Raw genomic sequence first — 16,499 nt, 5'->3', positions numbered from 1 at the left:
CTAAGTCCCTTCACCGAATTGGCTTTGCCCAAAGGCCTATGCAAAACTGCCGGCGTGACTGACACACCACCTCCAAGACATGACATGCGCGACCTGATAGCAACGGTCGGCGAGGTTCTATTGTTTTGGGGAGGGGCTCGCATGAGCATCAGCAGACTCGCGTCGATAATCGGCGCGCCGGTGATGCTCGTCGGTCTCTGGGTGATAACCGATAGCGATCGTCTGCTTGCAGCTGAATCGCTTCTCGAAGAGAGCATTCAAATTGATCAGCAGTGCTTCGGTGATACCGTGGACGTCTACCTTGTCAATCAGATGTCGGGCGAGCCCAAGGTGCTTCTGCACGTGCCCGTCAACGCCAACCCGGTCGTCTATCCACCGCGATCCCGGAAGTCAGTCCGACAAACTGAATCGACCTGTGCCGAGGAGCCGATCCTCGCCCGGTCGCTATACTTCGACCCAGGACATCTCCCGGAGCTCAACATTGCGCTTGGCTTCCGGGCTGACGAGCCAACTGTACGGCGATTCGAGCTGTACTACAGCAAGGGTATCGAAAAATCGCTCTATGAAAAGAAATTGCAGAGGGCCAGTAGTGCAGCTGCCGAGGGGAAAACGGGGATCACGCCGGAAGGATTTACGAGGCTCAATCCCTCGGGAGACGATTCCGGAGAATATATAGCACCAAAATCCTACACAGAGCCGAGTGGCATTCCGCTACAGTTTTTTTGCTTTCCGTCAGTATATTCTTCCGAGTGCAATATACAGTATTGGGTCCACGGAGACCTTGTGGTGAACTACTGGTTTATTACAGACAAGACGAAACGCCCGGACTGGATGCGGTTAGACGAAGCCATGCGGCGAGTCACCAGCAATATGATCGACAAAAGCTATCTCAACCGATGGCTTGATACGACGGGAGGCGTGCAGTGACGGCGTTTACATTCACTTCGCAAGAAGCCGCTCAAATTGTAACCCTATGCGAGCAGCGTAAGCCGCTCTCGGTTTGTTGTTTTTAACGACAAGGCGATCGAGACCGCCGCTATCCAGAGTCAGCAAACCGACATCATCCCAACGGGCGATGTATTCTCGTATCAGCGCAGCTCCTCTGTCCTGAAACGGCTTCTCACGCTGTTGAAAAGCTTCCCCATATGCCTCCCTGGCAAAGTCGGTACGATTTGGAATCGCCCATTGCCGGCGCGCTTCATGCCGCCGATGGCTACGAGAACGAGCTTGAGCAGATGGCATTTTTCTCCGAGCCGCTGAACTTTGAAAGACTTTTTCTATGGAATTTGTAGAATTATGTTTGGATGTGATCTCGTTACTGGTCGCTAAGTTCTGACGGGGCCTTCGTCTCCTCGGCAAAAATTGCGCCAGCGATTTTAGCGAATGGAGGTTCCCATGACCAAACTCGTCGATCAGATCATCCCGGAAGCCGATGTTGTCCCGCTGACGGGACGTGTCGGCGCGGAGATCAGAAACATACGGCTTTCCGGCGACCTGCCGCAGCAGACCGTAGCGGCGATCAACCAGATCCTTCTGCGACACAAGGTGGTGTTTTTCCGCGATCAGGCGCATCTCGACGATGCCGAGCAGGAGCGCTTCGCGCATCGTCTCGGCGACCTAGTGCCGCATCCGACCCAAGGTCCCGTCAAGGGAACGGCGTCCATTCTTGAGCTCGATTCAAGCCGCGGCGGCGGTCGCGCCGACCAATGGCATACCGATGTCACCTTCGTTGACGCCTATCCGAAATTCTCCGTTCTTCGCGGCGTCGTCATACCGCAGGCCGGTGGCGACACCATCTGGTCGAACACCGCCGCCGCCTACCAGGACCTGCCCGAGCCGTTGAAGCTGCTGGCGGACAATCTCTGGGCGGTTCACAGCAACGTCTACGACTACGCCGCGGTCCGGCCGCGTGCGAGCGCTGCGGAAAAGAAGCACTTTGAGGAGGTCTTCACCTCGACGATCTACGAGACCGAGCATCCCGTCGTCCGCGTCCATCCCGAAACAGGCGAGCGCACGCTTTTGCTCGGCAATTTCGTGCAACGGCTGATCGGTCTTTCCAAAAGCGATTCAGCGCGGCTCTACGAGGTGTTCCAGTCCTATGTCACGGCGCCGGAGAACACCATCCGGTGGCGCTGGAAAGCCGGCGATGTGGCGATCTGGGATAACCGGGCCACGCAGCACTATGCAGTCAACGACTATGGCGATCAGCACCGGGTGGTGCGCCGCGCCACGGTCGACGGCGACATTCCCGTCAGCGTCGACGGCCGCCGCAGCGCCACCCGCACTAAGGTTGCGAAGCCCGCGACCGACAAGGCTGCCTAAGGCCTGGGCTGCTTGACCTCTGGGCCGCCCGAGAGCGGTTGAACTCGAGGGCCGCCGTACAGGCGGCCTTCTTCATCCGCGACAGTGTCTCGGCCACCACCCACCGAAGGAAGCATTCCAACCGCCACGTCGGCGTCGCAAATGGCGTGACCGACGGTGTCGCGCTTACCTATAGTGCCCATGACAATTTCATTCAGGGGCATCGCGTATGTTGGGCAACGTTCGTGCGGTGGTCGTCGGTGGCGGCTGTGTCGGCGCAGGTATTCTTTACGGCCTGGCGAAGCGCGGCTGGAGCGATGTCGCGCTGCTTGAGCGGACGCAGCTCACAGCCGGTTCGACATGGCATGCGGCGGGGCTGATACCCTCCTATGCCCGCAGTCTCAGCGTCGGGCGGATGATCGCCAAATCCATTGAGATCTATGAGGGTCTCGAAGCCGAAACCGGCCAGAAGGTCGGCTGGCGCAAATGCGGCCAGCTGCGCATCGCCAACACGCGCGACCGGCTCGACGAATACCGCAGCTATATCGATGTTGCCGAGGTCCAGGGCATACGGGCGCGGATCGTATCGCCCGCCGAGGCGCGAGAAATCTGGCCGCTGCTCAACAACAGCGGCATGCTGGGCGGGCTCTATCATCCCGATGACGGTCACATCGCGCCCGCTGACGTGACCCAGGCCATGGCCAAGGGTGCACGCGACCTCGGCGCGAAGATCCATCTCGGCACCGAAGTGACGGGGTTCGACCGGATGCCGGGCGGTGAGTGGAAGGTCAGAACCTCCCGCGGCGACATGGTCTGCGAACACGTAATCCTCGCCACCGGCAATTATGCACGCCAGACCGGCGCCATGCTGGGCCTCGACATTCCGGCAATTCCGATCGTGCATCAGTACTGGATCACCGACGCGGTGCCCGAAGTCGCGGAGCGCAAGCGGCAGGGCCTTCCGGAAATGCCGATCCTGAGGGACGAGGGTTACGAGGGGTACCTGCGCGAAGAGGGAGACGGGCTGCTGTTCGGCCCCTACGAGCGCACCGAACGGCTCAAGCTGTTCGCCGAGAACGGCGTGCCGGAATGGTTCGGCGCCGACCTGCTCGATGAGGATTTCGAGGCTGTCTCCTGGAACTGGGAACGGGCGAGCGAACTCGTGCCAGCGCTCGGGCGCGCCGGCATCAAGAGAAATGTACGCGGACCGTTCCAGATGACGGCCGACGAGTTGCCGTTGATGGGGCCGGCCTGGGGGCTTCAGAATGTCTGGCTCGCCGAAGGCGTGCCGGGCGGCATCCTGTGGGGCGGAGCGATCGGCCACTATCTTTCGGAGCGGATTGTCGAAGGCGGCAACAGTATCGATACGGCGGAGCTGGATCCGCGGCGCTTCGGCGACCATGCCAACAAGAGCTGGACCCGGGAGAAGGTGCGGGAAGCCTGGGGCACCCACGCAACACAGCATTATCCGGGCCAGGACATGCCGGCGGCACGTCCGCAGAAAACAGCTCCGTCCTACGACCGCCTGAGCCAGCTCGGTGCCGTGTGGGATGTGCTGAACGGCTGGGAAATGCCAAGCTGGTTCGCACCTTCGGGCGTCGAGGCACGCAATTCGTACAGTTGGCGCTGGACCGCCAAGGGCAGCTATGTCGGCGAAGAGGTCCAGGCTGTCCGGCAGGCCGTCGGCCTGGTCGAGATGACGCCGATGACGAAATTCGAGGTCGGCGGCCCGGGTGCCGAGCGCTGGCTCGACGGGATTCTCGCCAATCGCCTGCCGCGCCTTGGCCGCATCGCGCTCGCCCATCATCTCACGCCGGCCGGTGGTGTGCAGGCTGAGTATGTCGTGGCGCGGCTACGGAGAGACCTGTTCTACCTGGTCTCGACGCCGCGTGCCGAGCGCTGGAACTACGACGACCTGAACCGGCTGCTGCCGCAGGACGGCAGTGTGCAACTGCGCAATGTCACCAACGATCGCGGCAGCTTCACCGTGGTCGGGCCCATGGCGCGCGACGTTCTGCAGCCGCTGACGGAGATCGATCTGTCGAACGACGCTTTCCCCTGGTTCAGCGTGCAGTCGGCGACCGTCGCTCTCGCCAGCGACGTGCGGCTGATGCGCGTCAACTATTCGGGCGAGCTCGGCTGGGAGCTCTATCATCCGCTCTGTTATCAACGGCATTTGCTGGATGCGCTTCTGGCATCAGGTGAGGCGCACGGGCTCAGGCTGGTCGGGCTGCAGGCGCTGGAATCGCTGCGTCTCGACAAGTCTTTCCGCGCCATGTACCGCGACATGAATCTCGAACTGTCGGCCTGGGAGAGCGGTCTCGACCGCTTCGTGAGGCTCGACAAGGGAGACTTCATCGGCCGCGCCGCCCTGGTCGCGAAGCAAAAGCAGGGCACGGCACGCCGGATCGTGACGCTGTCCATCGACACGGATGGGGCAAGCGCCTTTGCCTATGAGGGCGTCTATCGCGACGGCAGCCTTGTCGGCCGCGTCACATCGGCGGGTTACTCCTACACGTTTGGCCACGACATAGCATTGGCGCTGCTGCCGCTGGAGCTTGGCACGCCGGGCACGGCGCTGGAGGTTTCAATTCTCGGCGAGCGGCGCCCGGCACGGGTGATCGCCGACTCTACCTATGACCCGGAAGGCGCGCGCGGGCGTATGTGAGGGACCCAGAGCACAGTCAGCGAAACCGGGCCTATCCCGTCCAGCCCAACCCCGCCGAGATGCAATTGATCGATACGAGCAGGGCGTCGGTCGCCCGCTTTTGATCCGCCGTGCCGGTTCTTGCCCTGACTTCACGCAGCAGATCGACCTGCAGCCGGTGAATGTCGTCCATCTGACGCCGCAGGCTGTCGAAACGCCGCTTGAACATCGGAAAGCGCACGGAAAGATCGCCCCCGGTGAGGTCGCGGATCAGGCGTCGTGTCAATTCGTATTCGGCAAGAATGCGGATGTAGATGCGTTGCGACGCATCGCTGTCGGACACCAGGCCGGCATAGAGCCGGGCGATCTCCATGTCGGACTGGTAGAGTGTCTTCTCGGCCTCATCGACGATCAGGCGGAAGAAGCGCGAGTGTTCGAACATGCGCGCCAGAAGGTCTCGCCCGGCATCGCCGCGTACGGTAACGAAGGAGCTCAGCGCGCTGCCGATGCCATACCAGCCGGTCAGCAGATGGCGGTTCTGGCTCCAGGCGAACACCCAGGGAATGGCGCGCAGGTCGGCAATGCCGTTGGCGCCGAAGCGGCGCTCCGGCCGTGAGCCCATTTTCAGGAGCCCCAGTTCCGCGACAGGGCTCGCCTGATTGAAATAGTCGAGGAAACCCGGCTCCGCCATCAACCTGGCGTAGGAGGCCTGCGACATGCCGGCCAGCGCTTCCAGCGCTTCGTCGAATTCGGGTGTCTGCTTCGTTTCGGCGTCGCCGGGCGACACGGCACTGTGAGCCAGCACGGCGGCGGCGAGGATCTCGAGCTGGTTGAGGCCGGTGCCGCGATTGGCGAATTTCGACGACACGACCTCGCCCTGTTCCGTCACCCGCATGGCTCCAGCGACCGTGGCTGCCGGCTGCGCCGCGATCGCCCGGCCGGTTGGCGCGCCGCCACGGCTGACGGAGCCGCCACGGCCGTGAAAGAAACTGATCCTGACCTTGTGCTTGCGGCCGACGGCGGTGAGGCGCTTTTGCGCCTTGGCCAGTTCCCAATTGGAGGCGAGGAAACCGCCATCCTTGTTGGAATCGGAATAGCCGAGCATGATCTCCTGGCGCGCGCCAAAATCCCGCACCGTGCGCCGCACCAGGGCAGTGTCGAGCAATCCGCTCAGGATGCCGGGGGCGGCCTGCAGGTCGGCGATGGTCTCGAACAAGGGCACGATCCGCAGGCTGATCGTGCCGTCGCTGCCGGGCCCGGTCGAGAGACCGCAATATTGCGCCAAGAGATAAACCGCGAGCAGATCGTCAACCGAGCGGGTCATGCTGAGGATGAAACAGCCAACGGCATCGGCATCGGAGCCCGAGACGTGGTCGGCGATGACAGAGAGTGTCGCAAGCAGCTCCCTTGCCTCGGGCGAGAGCCGGTCCGCGTCGATCTCCAACCGCTCGCTTTGGCCAAGAGCGGCGCGGATGCGCGCCGACCATTGCGGCGTGGCTGGCATGACTGGGTCTTCCAGCGCAAAAAGCTCGGCCAGTACCCGATTGACGACAGTGGAGTTTTGCCGGATGTCGAGCGAGACCGTCCGGAAGCCGAAGCTTCCAATCTGCCAGAGCAGCGGCTGGACGAAACGTCTGGCTACCGCGCGCCCTCCGATCGCTTCGAGGACGAGAGCCAGCCCACTGAGATCAGCGCCAAACGCCTCCGCGGAGGGGTAGGCGGCGACCCCGCCGTCGCGTGTGGCCACAAGCCGGGCCAACACGGCCGAAGCGAACTGGCGAAGCGGTTCTTCGGGGTTGCGCGCGGCGATGTCATGCGCCTGTCCGCTTTTGTCGAGGGCCTTTCGCAGAAGCGGCGTGAAACTGGCCGGCAGATCGACGACATTCGAACTGGCGCTGAGCACCGTCACCAGCCGCTGCATTTGCGTCAGGTACCAGCCAATGGCGGTGTTGCGGTATTCGGCCAGGGCATGAGCGGTCATGGCGGTGGTGACGTTCGGATTGCCGTCGCGATCGCCACCGATCCACGAGGCATAGCGCATGAAGGAAGGGATTCTGACCGGTGCTCCGGGATAGTGGTGCTGGAAGGCGTCCTGAAGCTTGCCGTAGAGCTGTGGCGTCGCCTCGAAAATGACTTCGCGGAAGAAATGCAGGCCCCAGGCGATTTCGCGTTCGACCGTTGGGCGCTCCAGCCTGAGCTCGCCCGTCATCCACAGCAGCTCGATCTCGCTTTCAAGATCGGCGACCAACAGATCGCGTTCGCGCGGAGCCCAGCGTGGCTGGTCGAGTTCGGTCAGCTTGCGATAGATACGGCGGTGGATCTCCAGCACCGTGACGCGTTTGGCCTCTGTCGGGTGGGCGGTCATGGTCGGCCCGACGCAAAGCTCATCAAGTGCAGTCTGCACGTCCGCGGCCGAGTGCCCGTTCGCCGCCATCTGCGCGATCACGCTGGCGAAGGAGCCCGGCACGTCGTCGGCGCCCGCGCCCTGTTCGAGCTCGCGGCGCGTGCGCATGGCCAGCAATTCGTCGGCGATCGCCAGCAACTGGAACCATACGCCGCTAGCCTGCAACGCCGGGATGCGCTGTTGCGGGGCAAGCGACACAAGCGACCTCCGCCCGCTCAGAACCGCGGCGATCTCGGGCTCGCGCGCGCTGGCGACCTGAAGCAGCAGCCGCAACAGCAGGCTGCGCTCGTCCTCGCGAAACCTGATAGGTTTGCTTTGTTCCAAAACGCTTTCCTCCGGGGCCGAGGGCGGCGCCTTCTGTCAGGCGACCCGGTTGGGGACCGGGCGACCCTCGAAGAAGGCGATCAGGTTCTCCACCACCTTCATGCCCATCGCCACGCGCGTTTCCTCGGTCGCGCTGCCGAGATGCGGCAACAGCACGACGTTCTCCAACCGCTTCAGCGCCTCCGGAACGGCCGGTTCCTCGGCAAAGACATCGAGACCAGCGCCTGCGATCTCATGCCTTTCCAGTGCGCCGATCAGGGCATCCTGGTCGACGACATCGCCGCGCGCCGTGTTGATCAGGAATGCGCCGGGTTTCATCAGACGCAGGCTGCGGGCATCGATGAGATGGCGGTTTTCCGCGCCGCCCGGACAGTGCAGCGACACGAAGTCGGATGCCGCGAGCAGCCCTTCCATAGTCTGCATCTGCACCGCGCCCATGGCGCGTGTCTCCTCGTCGTCGACAGCTGAGCGATTGAAGAACACGATCTTCATGCCGAAGCCGAAATGCGCGCGCCTGGCCGTTGCCTTGCCGATGCGGCCCATGCCGACAATACCAAGGGTTTTGCCCGACACTTTCGCGCCGGCCATGTGCGTCGGCGACCAGCCGCGCCATTCTCCGGCCCGCAACTGGCGCTCGCCTTCACCGGTCCGGCGTGCGACGGCCAATATCAGGCTAAGCGCCAGGTCGGCGGTGCAATCGGTCAGCACGCCCGGCGTGTTGGTCACCACGATGTCGCGGTCGCGGGCGGCGGCGACATCGATATGGCTGAAGCCGACGCCGAAATTGGCGATGATCCGGGTGCGGGCGGAACTGTCGGGAAACACCGTGTCAGGCAAGCGGTCGCTGACCGTCGCCAGGATCGCGTCGTAATCCGCGAAGGCGGATGTCATCGCTGCCGGGCTCAATGGCGTATCGCTGGCGTTGAACGTCGTGTCGAAGCGTTCGGCGAGGATCGCTTCGACAGGCGCCGGCCATTTGCGGGTAACAATCAAACGCGGTTTCATCTGACATCCTGCCGGTCGAGGGGGCTGGCGATGCCTGGCGCCAGCCCCAATTTCACATTGCTCTATGCGGGCTTCGTCCGCCCAGGCCTCACGCCGCCTTCTTCATCCGCGACAGCGTGTCGGCCACGACCTCGCCGAAGGAAGACGGCGTCGGCACGATGGTGACGCCGGCTTCCTTCAGGATTTCGACCTTCTCCTGCGCCGACTCGCCGAAGGCAGAGATGATGGCGCCGGCATGGCCCATGCGGCGGCCTTTCGGGGCGGAGAGGCCGGCGATATAGGCGATCAGGGGCTTCCTCATATTGTCACGCGCCCAGATCGCGGCTTCGGCTTCCTGCGGCCCGCCGATCTCGCCGATCATGACAACGGCGTCGGTCTCGTCATCCTGTTCGAACAGCTTCAGCATGTCCTTGAAGGAGGAGCCGTTGATCGGATCGCCGCCGATGCCGACGCTTGTGGATACGCCGATGCCGAGCGCCTTCATCTGTGACGCGGCCTCGTAGCCGAGCGTGCCGGAGCGGCCGACAATGCCGACGCGGCCGGGCAGGTAGATGCTGCCAGGCATGATGCCCATCAGCGCCTGTCCGGGCGTGATGACGCCGGCGCAGTTCGGGCCGATCAGGCGCATGCGGTCTTCGTAGCGGTAGCGCATCATGTAGCGCTTGACCTGCATCATGTCCTGCGAGGGGATGCCGTCGGTGATGCAGACGCAGAGCTTGATGCCGGCGTCGGCCGCTTCCATAATCGAATCGGCGGCAAAGGGCGGCGGCACGAACACGATGCTCGCCTCCGCGCGGGTCTCGCGCACCGCGCCTTTCACCGTGTTGAAGACGGGCAGGCCAAGATGCTTCTGGCCGCCCTTGCCGGGTGTAACGCCGCCGACAAGCTTGGTGCCGTAACGTTTCATGTCCTCGGCATGGAAGCTGCCTATCTTGCCCGTGAATCCTTGCACGATCACGCGGGTGCTGCGGTTGAGCAGAATTGCCATTTTGTTCGACCTCCCTCAGGCTGCTTTTTTCTTTTTGGCGGCCGCGCGCCAGGCGGCGACGGCTTTTTCGGCGGCTTCGGCCAGCGTGTCGGCAACGATTACCGCCTCGCCGGAATCAGCCAGGATACGACGGCCTTCCTCAGCCTTGGTGCCGGAGAGCCGCACCACCAGCGGCACGTTGACGCCGACCTCGCGGATTGCCTTGATGACGCCTTCGGCGACCCAATCGCAGCGGTTGATGCCGGCGAAGATGTTGACCAGGATGGTCTCGACATTCTTGTCGCCGAGCACGGCGCGGAAGGATTTCGCCACACGCTCGGGCGAGGCGCCGCCGCCGATGTCGAGGAAGTTGGCGGGTTCGCCTCCGGCGATCTTGATCATGTCCATGGTTGCCATGGCCAGCCCGGCGCCGTTGATGATGCAGCCGATATTGCCGTCGAGGCCGACATAGGAGAGGCCGCGGTCGCTGGCGAAGGTCTCGCGCGGGTCTTCCTGGCTCTTGTCGCGCAGCTCCGAGATTTCCGGCCGGCGGAACAGCGCATTCTCGTCGAACGACATTTTGGCGTCGAGCGCGATCAGATTGCCGTCGCGGGTCACCACCAGCGGATTGATCTCCAGCATCGAGGCGTCGTAGTCGCGGAACACCTGGTAGCAGCTGAAGATGGTCTCGGTCGCCTTGCCGATCAGATTGTGGTCGAGGCCAAGCCCGAAGGCGATTTCGCGCGCCTGAAAACGCTGCATGCCGACGCCGGGATCGACCGAGGTGCGCAGGATGGAATTGGGCGCCTTCTCGACGATGTCCTCGATCTCCATGCCGCCGGCGGCGGAGGCCACGATCATGACACGCTCCTCCTTGCGGTCGAGGACGAAGCCGACATAGAGCTCCTGCGCGATGTCGACGGCTTCCTCGAGATAAAGCCGGGAGATCAGCTTGCCGCGGGGACCGGTCTGCTGCGTCACCAGCTTGCGGCCGAGCATGGCCTCGGCGGCGTTGGAGATTTCCTCGTCATTGGCGCAGAGCTTGATGCCGCCGGCCTTGCCGCGTGCGCCGGAATGAACCTGCGCCTTCAGCACCCATTTGGCGCCGCCGATCTCACGCGCCCGGTAAGTCGCCTGCTCGGGGCTGTAGGCCAGCCCGCCGCGCGGCACATGCACGCCATGGCGCGCCAGCAGTTCCTTGGCCTGATATTCGTGGATGTCCATTTTGTCCTCCCAAAAAAGTCAGTGCGTGGCGACGCGGGCGTGGCCGGCGCGCTCGATGGCTTCGTTGACCACCAGAACATTGCGGGCCATGCGCTCCGACGCGGCGTCGATCATCTTGCCGTCGAGGGCGGCCGCTCCCTTGCCCTGCGCCTCCGCCTCCTTCAGCACTTCAAGGATGCGCCTGGCGCGGGTGACCTCTTTTTCCGGCGGCGAGAAGACGTCGTTGGCGAGCGCGATCTGCGAGGGATGGATTGCCCATTTGCCCTCGATGCCGAGAGCGGCGGCGCGCCTGGCGCCGGCGATGTAGCCTTCCGGATCGGAGAAATCGCCGAACGGCCCGTCAATGGCGCGCAGGCCATAGGCGCGGCAGGCGACGGTCATGCGCGACAGCGCGAAATGCCACTGGTCGCCGGGATAGTCGGGGTTCAGCCCGCCTATGTTGACGGTGCGCGCCTTGCAGCTCGCCGCGTAGTCGGCGACGCCGAAATGCATGGCTTCCAGCCGGCCGGGTGTCGCGGCGATAGCCTCGACATTGGCCATGCCGAGCGCAGTCTCGATCAGCGCCTCGAGGCCGACCCGGGTCTTGAAACCCTTGGCCATCTCGATCTGGTTGACCATGGCCTCGACCATATAGAGGTCGGCCGGCACGCCGACCTTCGGCACCAGGATCGTGTCCAGCCGGTCGCCGGCCTGTTCCATGACGTCGACCACGTCGCGATACATGTAGTGCGTGTCGAGGCCGTTGATGCGCACCGAGACGGTCTTGCCCTTGGCGCGCCAGTCGATGTCGTTGAGCGCCTGGATGATGTTCTTGCGGGCACGCTCCTTGTCGGGCGGGGCGACGGCATCCTCGATGTCAAGGAAGATGAAGTCGGCGGCGCTGTTCGCCGCCTTGTCGATCATCTCCGGGCTGGAGCCGGGAACGGCGAGTTCTGAGCGCTGCAGCCGCAGCTTCTTCAGATGGTTGATGGTGTGGCTCATCGTCGGTTCCTCAGGCGGCTTCGGCGACCGGCACGGCGGCCGAGGCGCGGAAATGCTGGATGGCGGCGCCGACGCCGGAGCCGGGCGCCAGCCTGACGCCGCAATCGAGCAGCGTCATTTCGGCGGCCGACAGCGAGGCCAGCACCATCACCTCGTTCAGCCAGCCGAGATGGCCGATGCGGAAGACCTTGCCCATCACCTTGTTGAGGCCGCCGCCGAGCGAGGTCTGGTAAGTCTTGTAGGCGCGCTTGACGACGTCGCCGCTGTCGATGCCTTCGGGCACCAGAATGGCGCTGACCGTATCGGAATGCCATTTCGGCGCCTTGGCGCAGAGTTTCAGGCCCCAGGCATCGACCGCCTTGCGCACGCCTTCGGCAAGGCGATGGTGACGGGCGAAGATGTTCTCCAGCCCTTCCTCGGCGATGAGGTCGAGCGAGGCGCGCAGGCCGCGCAGCAATTGCGTAGCCGGCGTATAGGGGAAATAGCCGGCGTCATTGGCGCGGATCATGTCCTCGAAGGAGAAGTAGCAGCGGCGATGGGTGGCGGTTCTCGAAGCGACAAGCGCCTTCTTGCTGACCGACAGGAAACCCAGGCCGGCAGGCATCATGAAACCCTTCTGCGAACCGCTGACGGCGCAGTCGACGGCCCATTCTTCCTGGCGGAAGTCGATCGAGCCGATCGACGAGACACCGTCGACGAAGAGCAAAGCAGGGTGTTTGGCGTCGTCGAGCACGGCGCGGCAGCCGGCGACGTCGCTGGTTACCCCGGTCGCCGTCTCGTTCTGGGTGCAGAAGATTGCCTTGATGCGGTGCGCCTTGTCGGCCTTCAGCCGCTCGGCATAGAGCTCCAGCGGCACGCCGGTTCCCCATTCGCAGTCGATGACATCGACCTCGAAGCCAAGGCGCTCGGCCATGTCGACCCACAGGTGCGAGAACTGGCCGAAGCGCGACATCAGCACGCGGTCGCCGGGGCTGAGCACGTTGGTCATCGCCGCTTCCCAGGCGCCGGTGCCGGAGGAGGGGTAGATGAAGACGCGGCCGGTCTCGTTCTTGAAGACGCGCTTGATGTCTTCGAACAGCGGCAAAGTCAGATCGGGGAAGGTTGCGGCGCGCATATCCTCCATCGGCAGGTTCATCGCCTGCCGGACCTGCTCGGGGATATTGGTCGGTCCTGGAATGAAAAGATGGGTGAAACCGGCCATGTCGCGAACTCCTCCTGATCCAGCAAAGCGGTGATGGGGAGTTTCGTTTCGGCGGCTAAAGGCAACAACACCTTGCCGGGTAACATCTCGACGCGTGCGGGTGGGGAAGGCCTACCCGATCGGCCTACCCGGGTGGCACGGTGCTTGCCCTACCCGAAAGGTTGCTTGGAGGTGCGCCTTTCCCTCGAATAGAGGGCGACAGCCATGGCCCGGTTGCGGACGTCGAGCTTGTCGTAGAGATTCTTGAGGTGATACTTCACGGTGTTTTCGGAAATGCCGGTCCGCGTTGCGATCTGCAAATTGGTCCAGCCGTCGGACAGCACCGCCAGCAGCTCGCGTTCGCGCACGGTTAGCTGCGACAAGGGCGTGTCGTTGACCTTGTTGATGTCGATATAGGGGATGCAGATGCGGCCATGCGCGACCGCCAGGATCGTCTCGAAGATGATCGAGGGATCGTCGAACTGGAAGCAGTAGCCCTGCGCTCCGAGCCGCACGCACTGCTTCAGAATGCCGATGTCATGGTCGTTGGAGAACACTGCGATGCGCACGCCGAGCTTGCGGCTGTGAACCTCGGCCAGCACATCGGCGCCGTCCATGTCGGCGAGCTTCCAGCCGATGACGGCGACGTCGAATTCGCCTTCCGCTGCCAGCTCGAGGAAATGCCTGCCGCTTTGCACGCAGGCCAGGAGCTCGAAGCGCCCGTCGCAGTCCAGCATGTCGCGCAAGGCCGATATGACGAGCGGATTGCGTTCGGCCACGACCACGCGCACGCGCCGTTCCGCTGATACCTTGGGTTCTATCTGCGACCTGATCTTCAAGGGCTTCCGGCTGTTCTGGTTACGGCCTGGGCGGGTCCGGCCGTTGTCAGGACCTGCATCATGACAATTCTGCCCCAACCGTGCGGGGGTGCTCTTTCCCCAGCGACATGCGCTGTCGCGCTGCCTCAAGCCGGAACGCGTGCTGTTTCGATGGCAACGACAGGGTTCCGGTGTGGCCGGCACGGTCGCTTCACGGCAAAATGACGCCAACCGCCAAGCGGGCGTTTCGCTTGAAATTCCCGTGCGTTAGAGCGACAGCTTGCATTGTCGAATCGTGTTGCGGCCCTATCTAGTTTTGCTTGAGCGCCGGACCCAAAACCGGTTTCCAGTTTTCAAGATCATGGTCTAGACCTGACGGACACCTTTTCCCAAGGGATGATGGCGGGAGGCGCTGGTGGAAAGCCAGGACGAACAAACGACCGGCGCCAAAGCCGCCGACGATCCCCACGTCGACATCTATGGCGAGGACGGCGTCGTTCTGTCGTCGTTCCTGGCGCAGATCGGCGCTGCGATCGCCGATCGCGACACGCTGACGCTGAAGCGCGAAGTCGACGACCTGCACCAGTCCGAGCTCGGCGATCTCATCGAGGCGCTGCACCCCGAACAGCGCCGCGCTTTGGTCGAACTGCTTGGCGCCGATTTCGACTTTTCTGCGCTGACCGAGGTCGACGAGGCGATCCGCCGCGACATCGTCGACAACCTGCCCAACGAGCAGATCGCGCAGGGCGTGCAGGACCTCGATTCCGATGACGCGGTCTACATTCTCGAGGACCTCGAAAAGGAAGACCAGGACGATATCCTGTCGCAACTGCCGTTCACCGAGCGGATCAGGCTGCGCCGCTCGCTCGACTACCCGGAAGAATCGGCCGGGCGACGCATGCAGACCGAGTTCGTCGCGGTGCCGCCCTTCTGGACCATCGGCCAGACCATCGACTACATGCGCGAGGACAAGAACCTCCCCGACCGCTTCAGCCAGATCTTCGTCATCGATCCGAGCTTCAAGTTGCTCGGGGCTATCGACCTCGACCAGATCCTGCGCACCAAGCGCGCGATCAAGGTCGAAGAGGTGATGCACGAGACGCGTCACGCCATCCCGGCCACCATGGACCAGGAAGAGGCGGCGCGGGATTTCGAGCAGTACGATCTTCTCTCCGCCGCCGTCGTCGATGAGAACGAGCGGCTGGTTGGCGTGCTGACCATTGATGATGTCGTCGACGTCATCCAGCAGGAGGCCGAGGAAGATCTGTTGCGCATGGGCGGCGTCGGCGACGAAGAGCTGTCCGACAGCATCTTGTCGACCTCGCGCTCGCGCGTGCCCTGGCTGCTCGTCAATCTGCTGACGGCGTTCCTGGCGGCTTCGGTGATCGGCCTGTTCGACCGCACCATCGAGCATATCGTGGCGCTGGCTGTGCTGATGCCGATCGTGGCGGGCATGGGCGGCAATGCGGGGTCGCAGACCATGACCGTCACCGTGCGGGCGCTGGCGACGAAAGACCTCGACATCTACAATGCCGGACGCATCATCCGCCGTGAAATGGGTGTGGGTTCGATCAACGGCATCATCTTCGCCGTTCTGATCGGCATCGTCGCGGCGGCCTGGTTCCGCGATCCCAATCTGGGCGGCATCATTGCGGCCGCGATGATCATCAACATGTTCGTGGCAGCGCTCGCCGGCATCCTGATCCCGCTGCTGCTCGACCGCTTCAAGATCGATCCGGCGGTGGCCTCGGCGGTTTTCGTCACCACGGTCACCGACGTCGTCGGCTTTTTCGCCTTTCTCGGACTGGCGACCTGGTGGTTCGCCATCCGTTGAAGAAACAAGGCATTGCTCTGTCAATTGACTTTTACGTAAATGCCGTGCGACGCTGTCTCGGGGTTTCCTGCCGAGTCCGGTATGGAGCGGGTTTGATCGGAATTGGGGGAGGTGCCGCGCCAGCGGCCGCTGACTCATGTTCCGGCATTTGGAGCAATGATGCGGGAATACTATACGATCACCGAGCTGACGCGCGAATTCGATGTGTCGACGCGCACACTGCGCTTTTACGAGGATGAGGGGCTGGTGCAGCCGGTGCGGCGCGGCCGCACAAGGCTGTTTCGACCTTCGGATCGGCATCTGATCCGCCAGATCATGCGCGGAAAGCGGCTCGGCTTCTCGATCAACGAAATCCGCGAAATCATCCAGATGTACAAGGAGCCGCCCGGCGAGGTCGGTCAACTCAACCTGATGATCAAGCGCATCGAGGAAAAGCGCGAGGATCTCAGGCAGAAGCGGCGGGATCTTGAGGAGACGCTGGCGGAGCTCGACCAGGCGGAGGAGTCTTGCGTCGAGCGGTTGGTGGAACTGGGTGTGAATACCTGAGCGGACTCTGGGCGGTTCAGCGGCAAACGTTGGAGGTTAGCGGAGTCTCCCGAACCTCGTCATTCTAGGGCGAAGCAGGAGCGAAGCTCCGTCGCGGAGACCCTAGAATCCATTCCGTGACATTGGCTGTGGAGTGCAGCGGTGCAGAATTCTGCATCGTAGCAACGCTTTAACGTCGCGGCATGGATCCTCGGGTCTGCGCTGCGTCGCTGCGCTCCTTGCTTCGCCCGTGGATGACGAAGAGACGGGCGTGCCTGCCAATCGCCAA

13 protein-coding genes are annotated in these 16,499 nt (G+C 63.2%); 5 read left to right on the top strand and 8 right to left on the bottom strand.

The annotated features are described in order from the left end of the window. Positions 1-141: 141 nt before the first annotated feature. Positions 142-927 (top strand): hypothetical protein, encoded by a 786-nt coding sequence (locus FJV77_RS02415; RefSeq protein WP_142865249.1) that lies wholly within the window; start codon positions 142-144, stop codon positions 925-927. 12 nt (positions 928-939) lie between these two features. Here the strand turns inward: FJV77_RS02415 and FJV77_RS02410 are convergent, their stop codons facing one another. Next, positions 940-1,242 carry a hypothetical protein gene (locus FJV77_RS02410; RefSeq protein WP_142865248.1) on the bottom strand — a complete coding sequence of 101 codons (303 nt, stop codon included), beginning with the start codon at positions 1,240-1,242 and terminating at the stop codon, positions 940-942. Positions 1,243-1,383: 141 nt separating this feature from the next. Here FJV77_RS02410 and FJV77_RS02405 point away from each other — a divergent pair, with 141 nt between their 5' ends. Further along, complete coding sequence (locus FJV77_RS02405) at positions 1,384-2,322, top strand: TauD/TfdA family dioxygenase (RefSeq protein ID WP_142865247.1); 939 nt, start codon at positions 1,384-1,386, stop codon at positions 2,320-2,322. 208 nt (positions 2,323-2,530) lie between these two features. Further along, positions 2,531-4,969: an FAD-dependent oxidoreductase gene (locus tag FJV77_RS02400; protein WP_142865246.1), complete on the top strand. Its 2,439-nt coding sequence runs from the start codon at positions 2,531-2,533 to the stop codon at positions 4,967-4,969. A gap of 31 nt (positions 4,970-5,000) precedes the next feature. On the opposite strand, the gene FJV77_RS02395 is transcribed toward FJV77_RS02400, so the two are convergent. The 7 genes from FJV77_RS02395 to FJV77_RS02365 all read right to left on the bottom strand — a co-directional run bounded on the left by FJV77_RS02395 (position 5,001) and on the right by FJV77_RS02365 (position 13,824). Next, positions 5,001-7,676 carry a phosphoenolpyruvate carboxylase gene (locus FJV77_RS02395; RefSeq protein WP_142865245.1) on the bottom strand — a complete coding sequence of 892 codons (2,676 nt, stop codon included), beginning with the start codon at positions 7,674-7,676 and terminating at the stop codon, positions 5,001-5,003. A gap of 36 nt (positions 7,677-7,712) precedes the next feature. Then, positions 7,713-8,681 (bottom strand): D-glycerate dehydrogenase, encoded by a 969-nt coding sequence (locus FJV77_RS02390; protein ID WP_142865244.1) that lies wholly within the window; start codon positions 8,679-8,681, stop codon positions 7,713-7,715. A gap of 88 nt (positions 8,682-8,769) precedes the next feature. After that, the gene (sucD, locus tag FJV77_RS02385; protein ID WP_142865243.1) at positions 8,770-9,669 is read right to left on the bottom strand and encodes a succinate--CoA ligase subunit alpha; all 900 of its coding nucleotides are present in this window, start codon (positions 9,667-9,669) and stop codon (positions 8,770-8,772) included. A gap of 15 nt (positions 9,670-9,684) precedes the next feature. Continuing rightward, positions 9,685-10,872 (bottom strand): malate--CoA ligase subunit beta, encoded by a 1,188-nt coding sequence (locus FJV77_RS02380; RefSeq protein ID WP_142865242.1) that lies wholly within the window; start codon positions 10,870-10,872, stop codon positions 9,685-9,687. Positions 10,873-10,890: 18 nt separating this feature from the next. After that, positions 10,891-11,853 carry a CoA ester lyase gene (locus tag FJV77_RS02375; RefSeq protein WP_142865241.1) on the bottom strand — a complete coding sequence of 321 codons (963 nt, stop codon included), beginning with the start codon at positions 11,851-11,853 and terminating at the stop codon, positions 10,891-10,893. 10 nt (positions 11,854-11,863) lie between these two features. Beyond that, positions 11,864-13,054: an aminotransferase class V-fold PLP-dependent enzyme gene (locus FJV77_RS02370; protein WP_142865240.1), complete on the bottom strand. Its 1,191-nt coding sequence runs from the start codon at positions 13,052-13,054 to the stop codon at positions 11,864-11,866. Positions 13,055-13,203: 149 nt separating this feature from the next. Continuing rightward, entirely contained in the window at positions 13,204-13,824 is a 621-nt protein-coding gene (locus FJV77_RS02365; protein WP_142865239.1) for a response regulator transcription factor, read from the bottom strand. A gap of 442 nt (positions 13,825-14,266) precedes the next feature. Here FJV77_RS02365 and mgtE point away from each other — a divergent pair, with 442 nt between their 5' ends. Together mgtE and FJV77_RS02355 are read left to right on the top strand one after the other, a co-directional pair. Further along, entirely contained in the window at positions 14,267-15,685 is a 1,419-nt protein-coding gene (gene mgtE, locus FJV77_RS02360; RefSeq protein WP_142865238.1) for a magnesium transporter, read from the top strand. A gap of 159 nt (positions 15,686-15,844) precedes the next feature. Further along, complete coding sequence (locus FJV77_RS02355) at positions 15,845-16,231, top strand: MerR family DNA-binding transcriptional regulator (protein WP_112565167.1); 387 nt, start codon at positions 15,845-15,847, stop codon at positions 16,229-16,231. The last annotated feature ends 268 nt before the right edge of the window (positions 16,232-16,499 follow it).

This window comes from Mesorhizobium sp. WSM4306, assembly GCF_007003975.1.
Lineage (GTDB): Bacteria > Pseudomonadota > Alphaproteobacteria > Rhizobiales > Rhizobiaceae > Mesorhizobium.
Note: the sequence above shows the minus strand (reverse complement) of the source record. Positions and strands in the feature narration are given on the sequence as shown.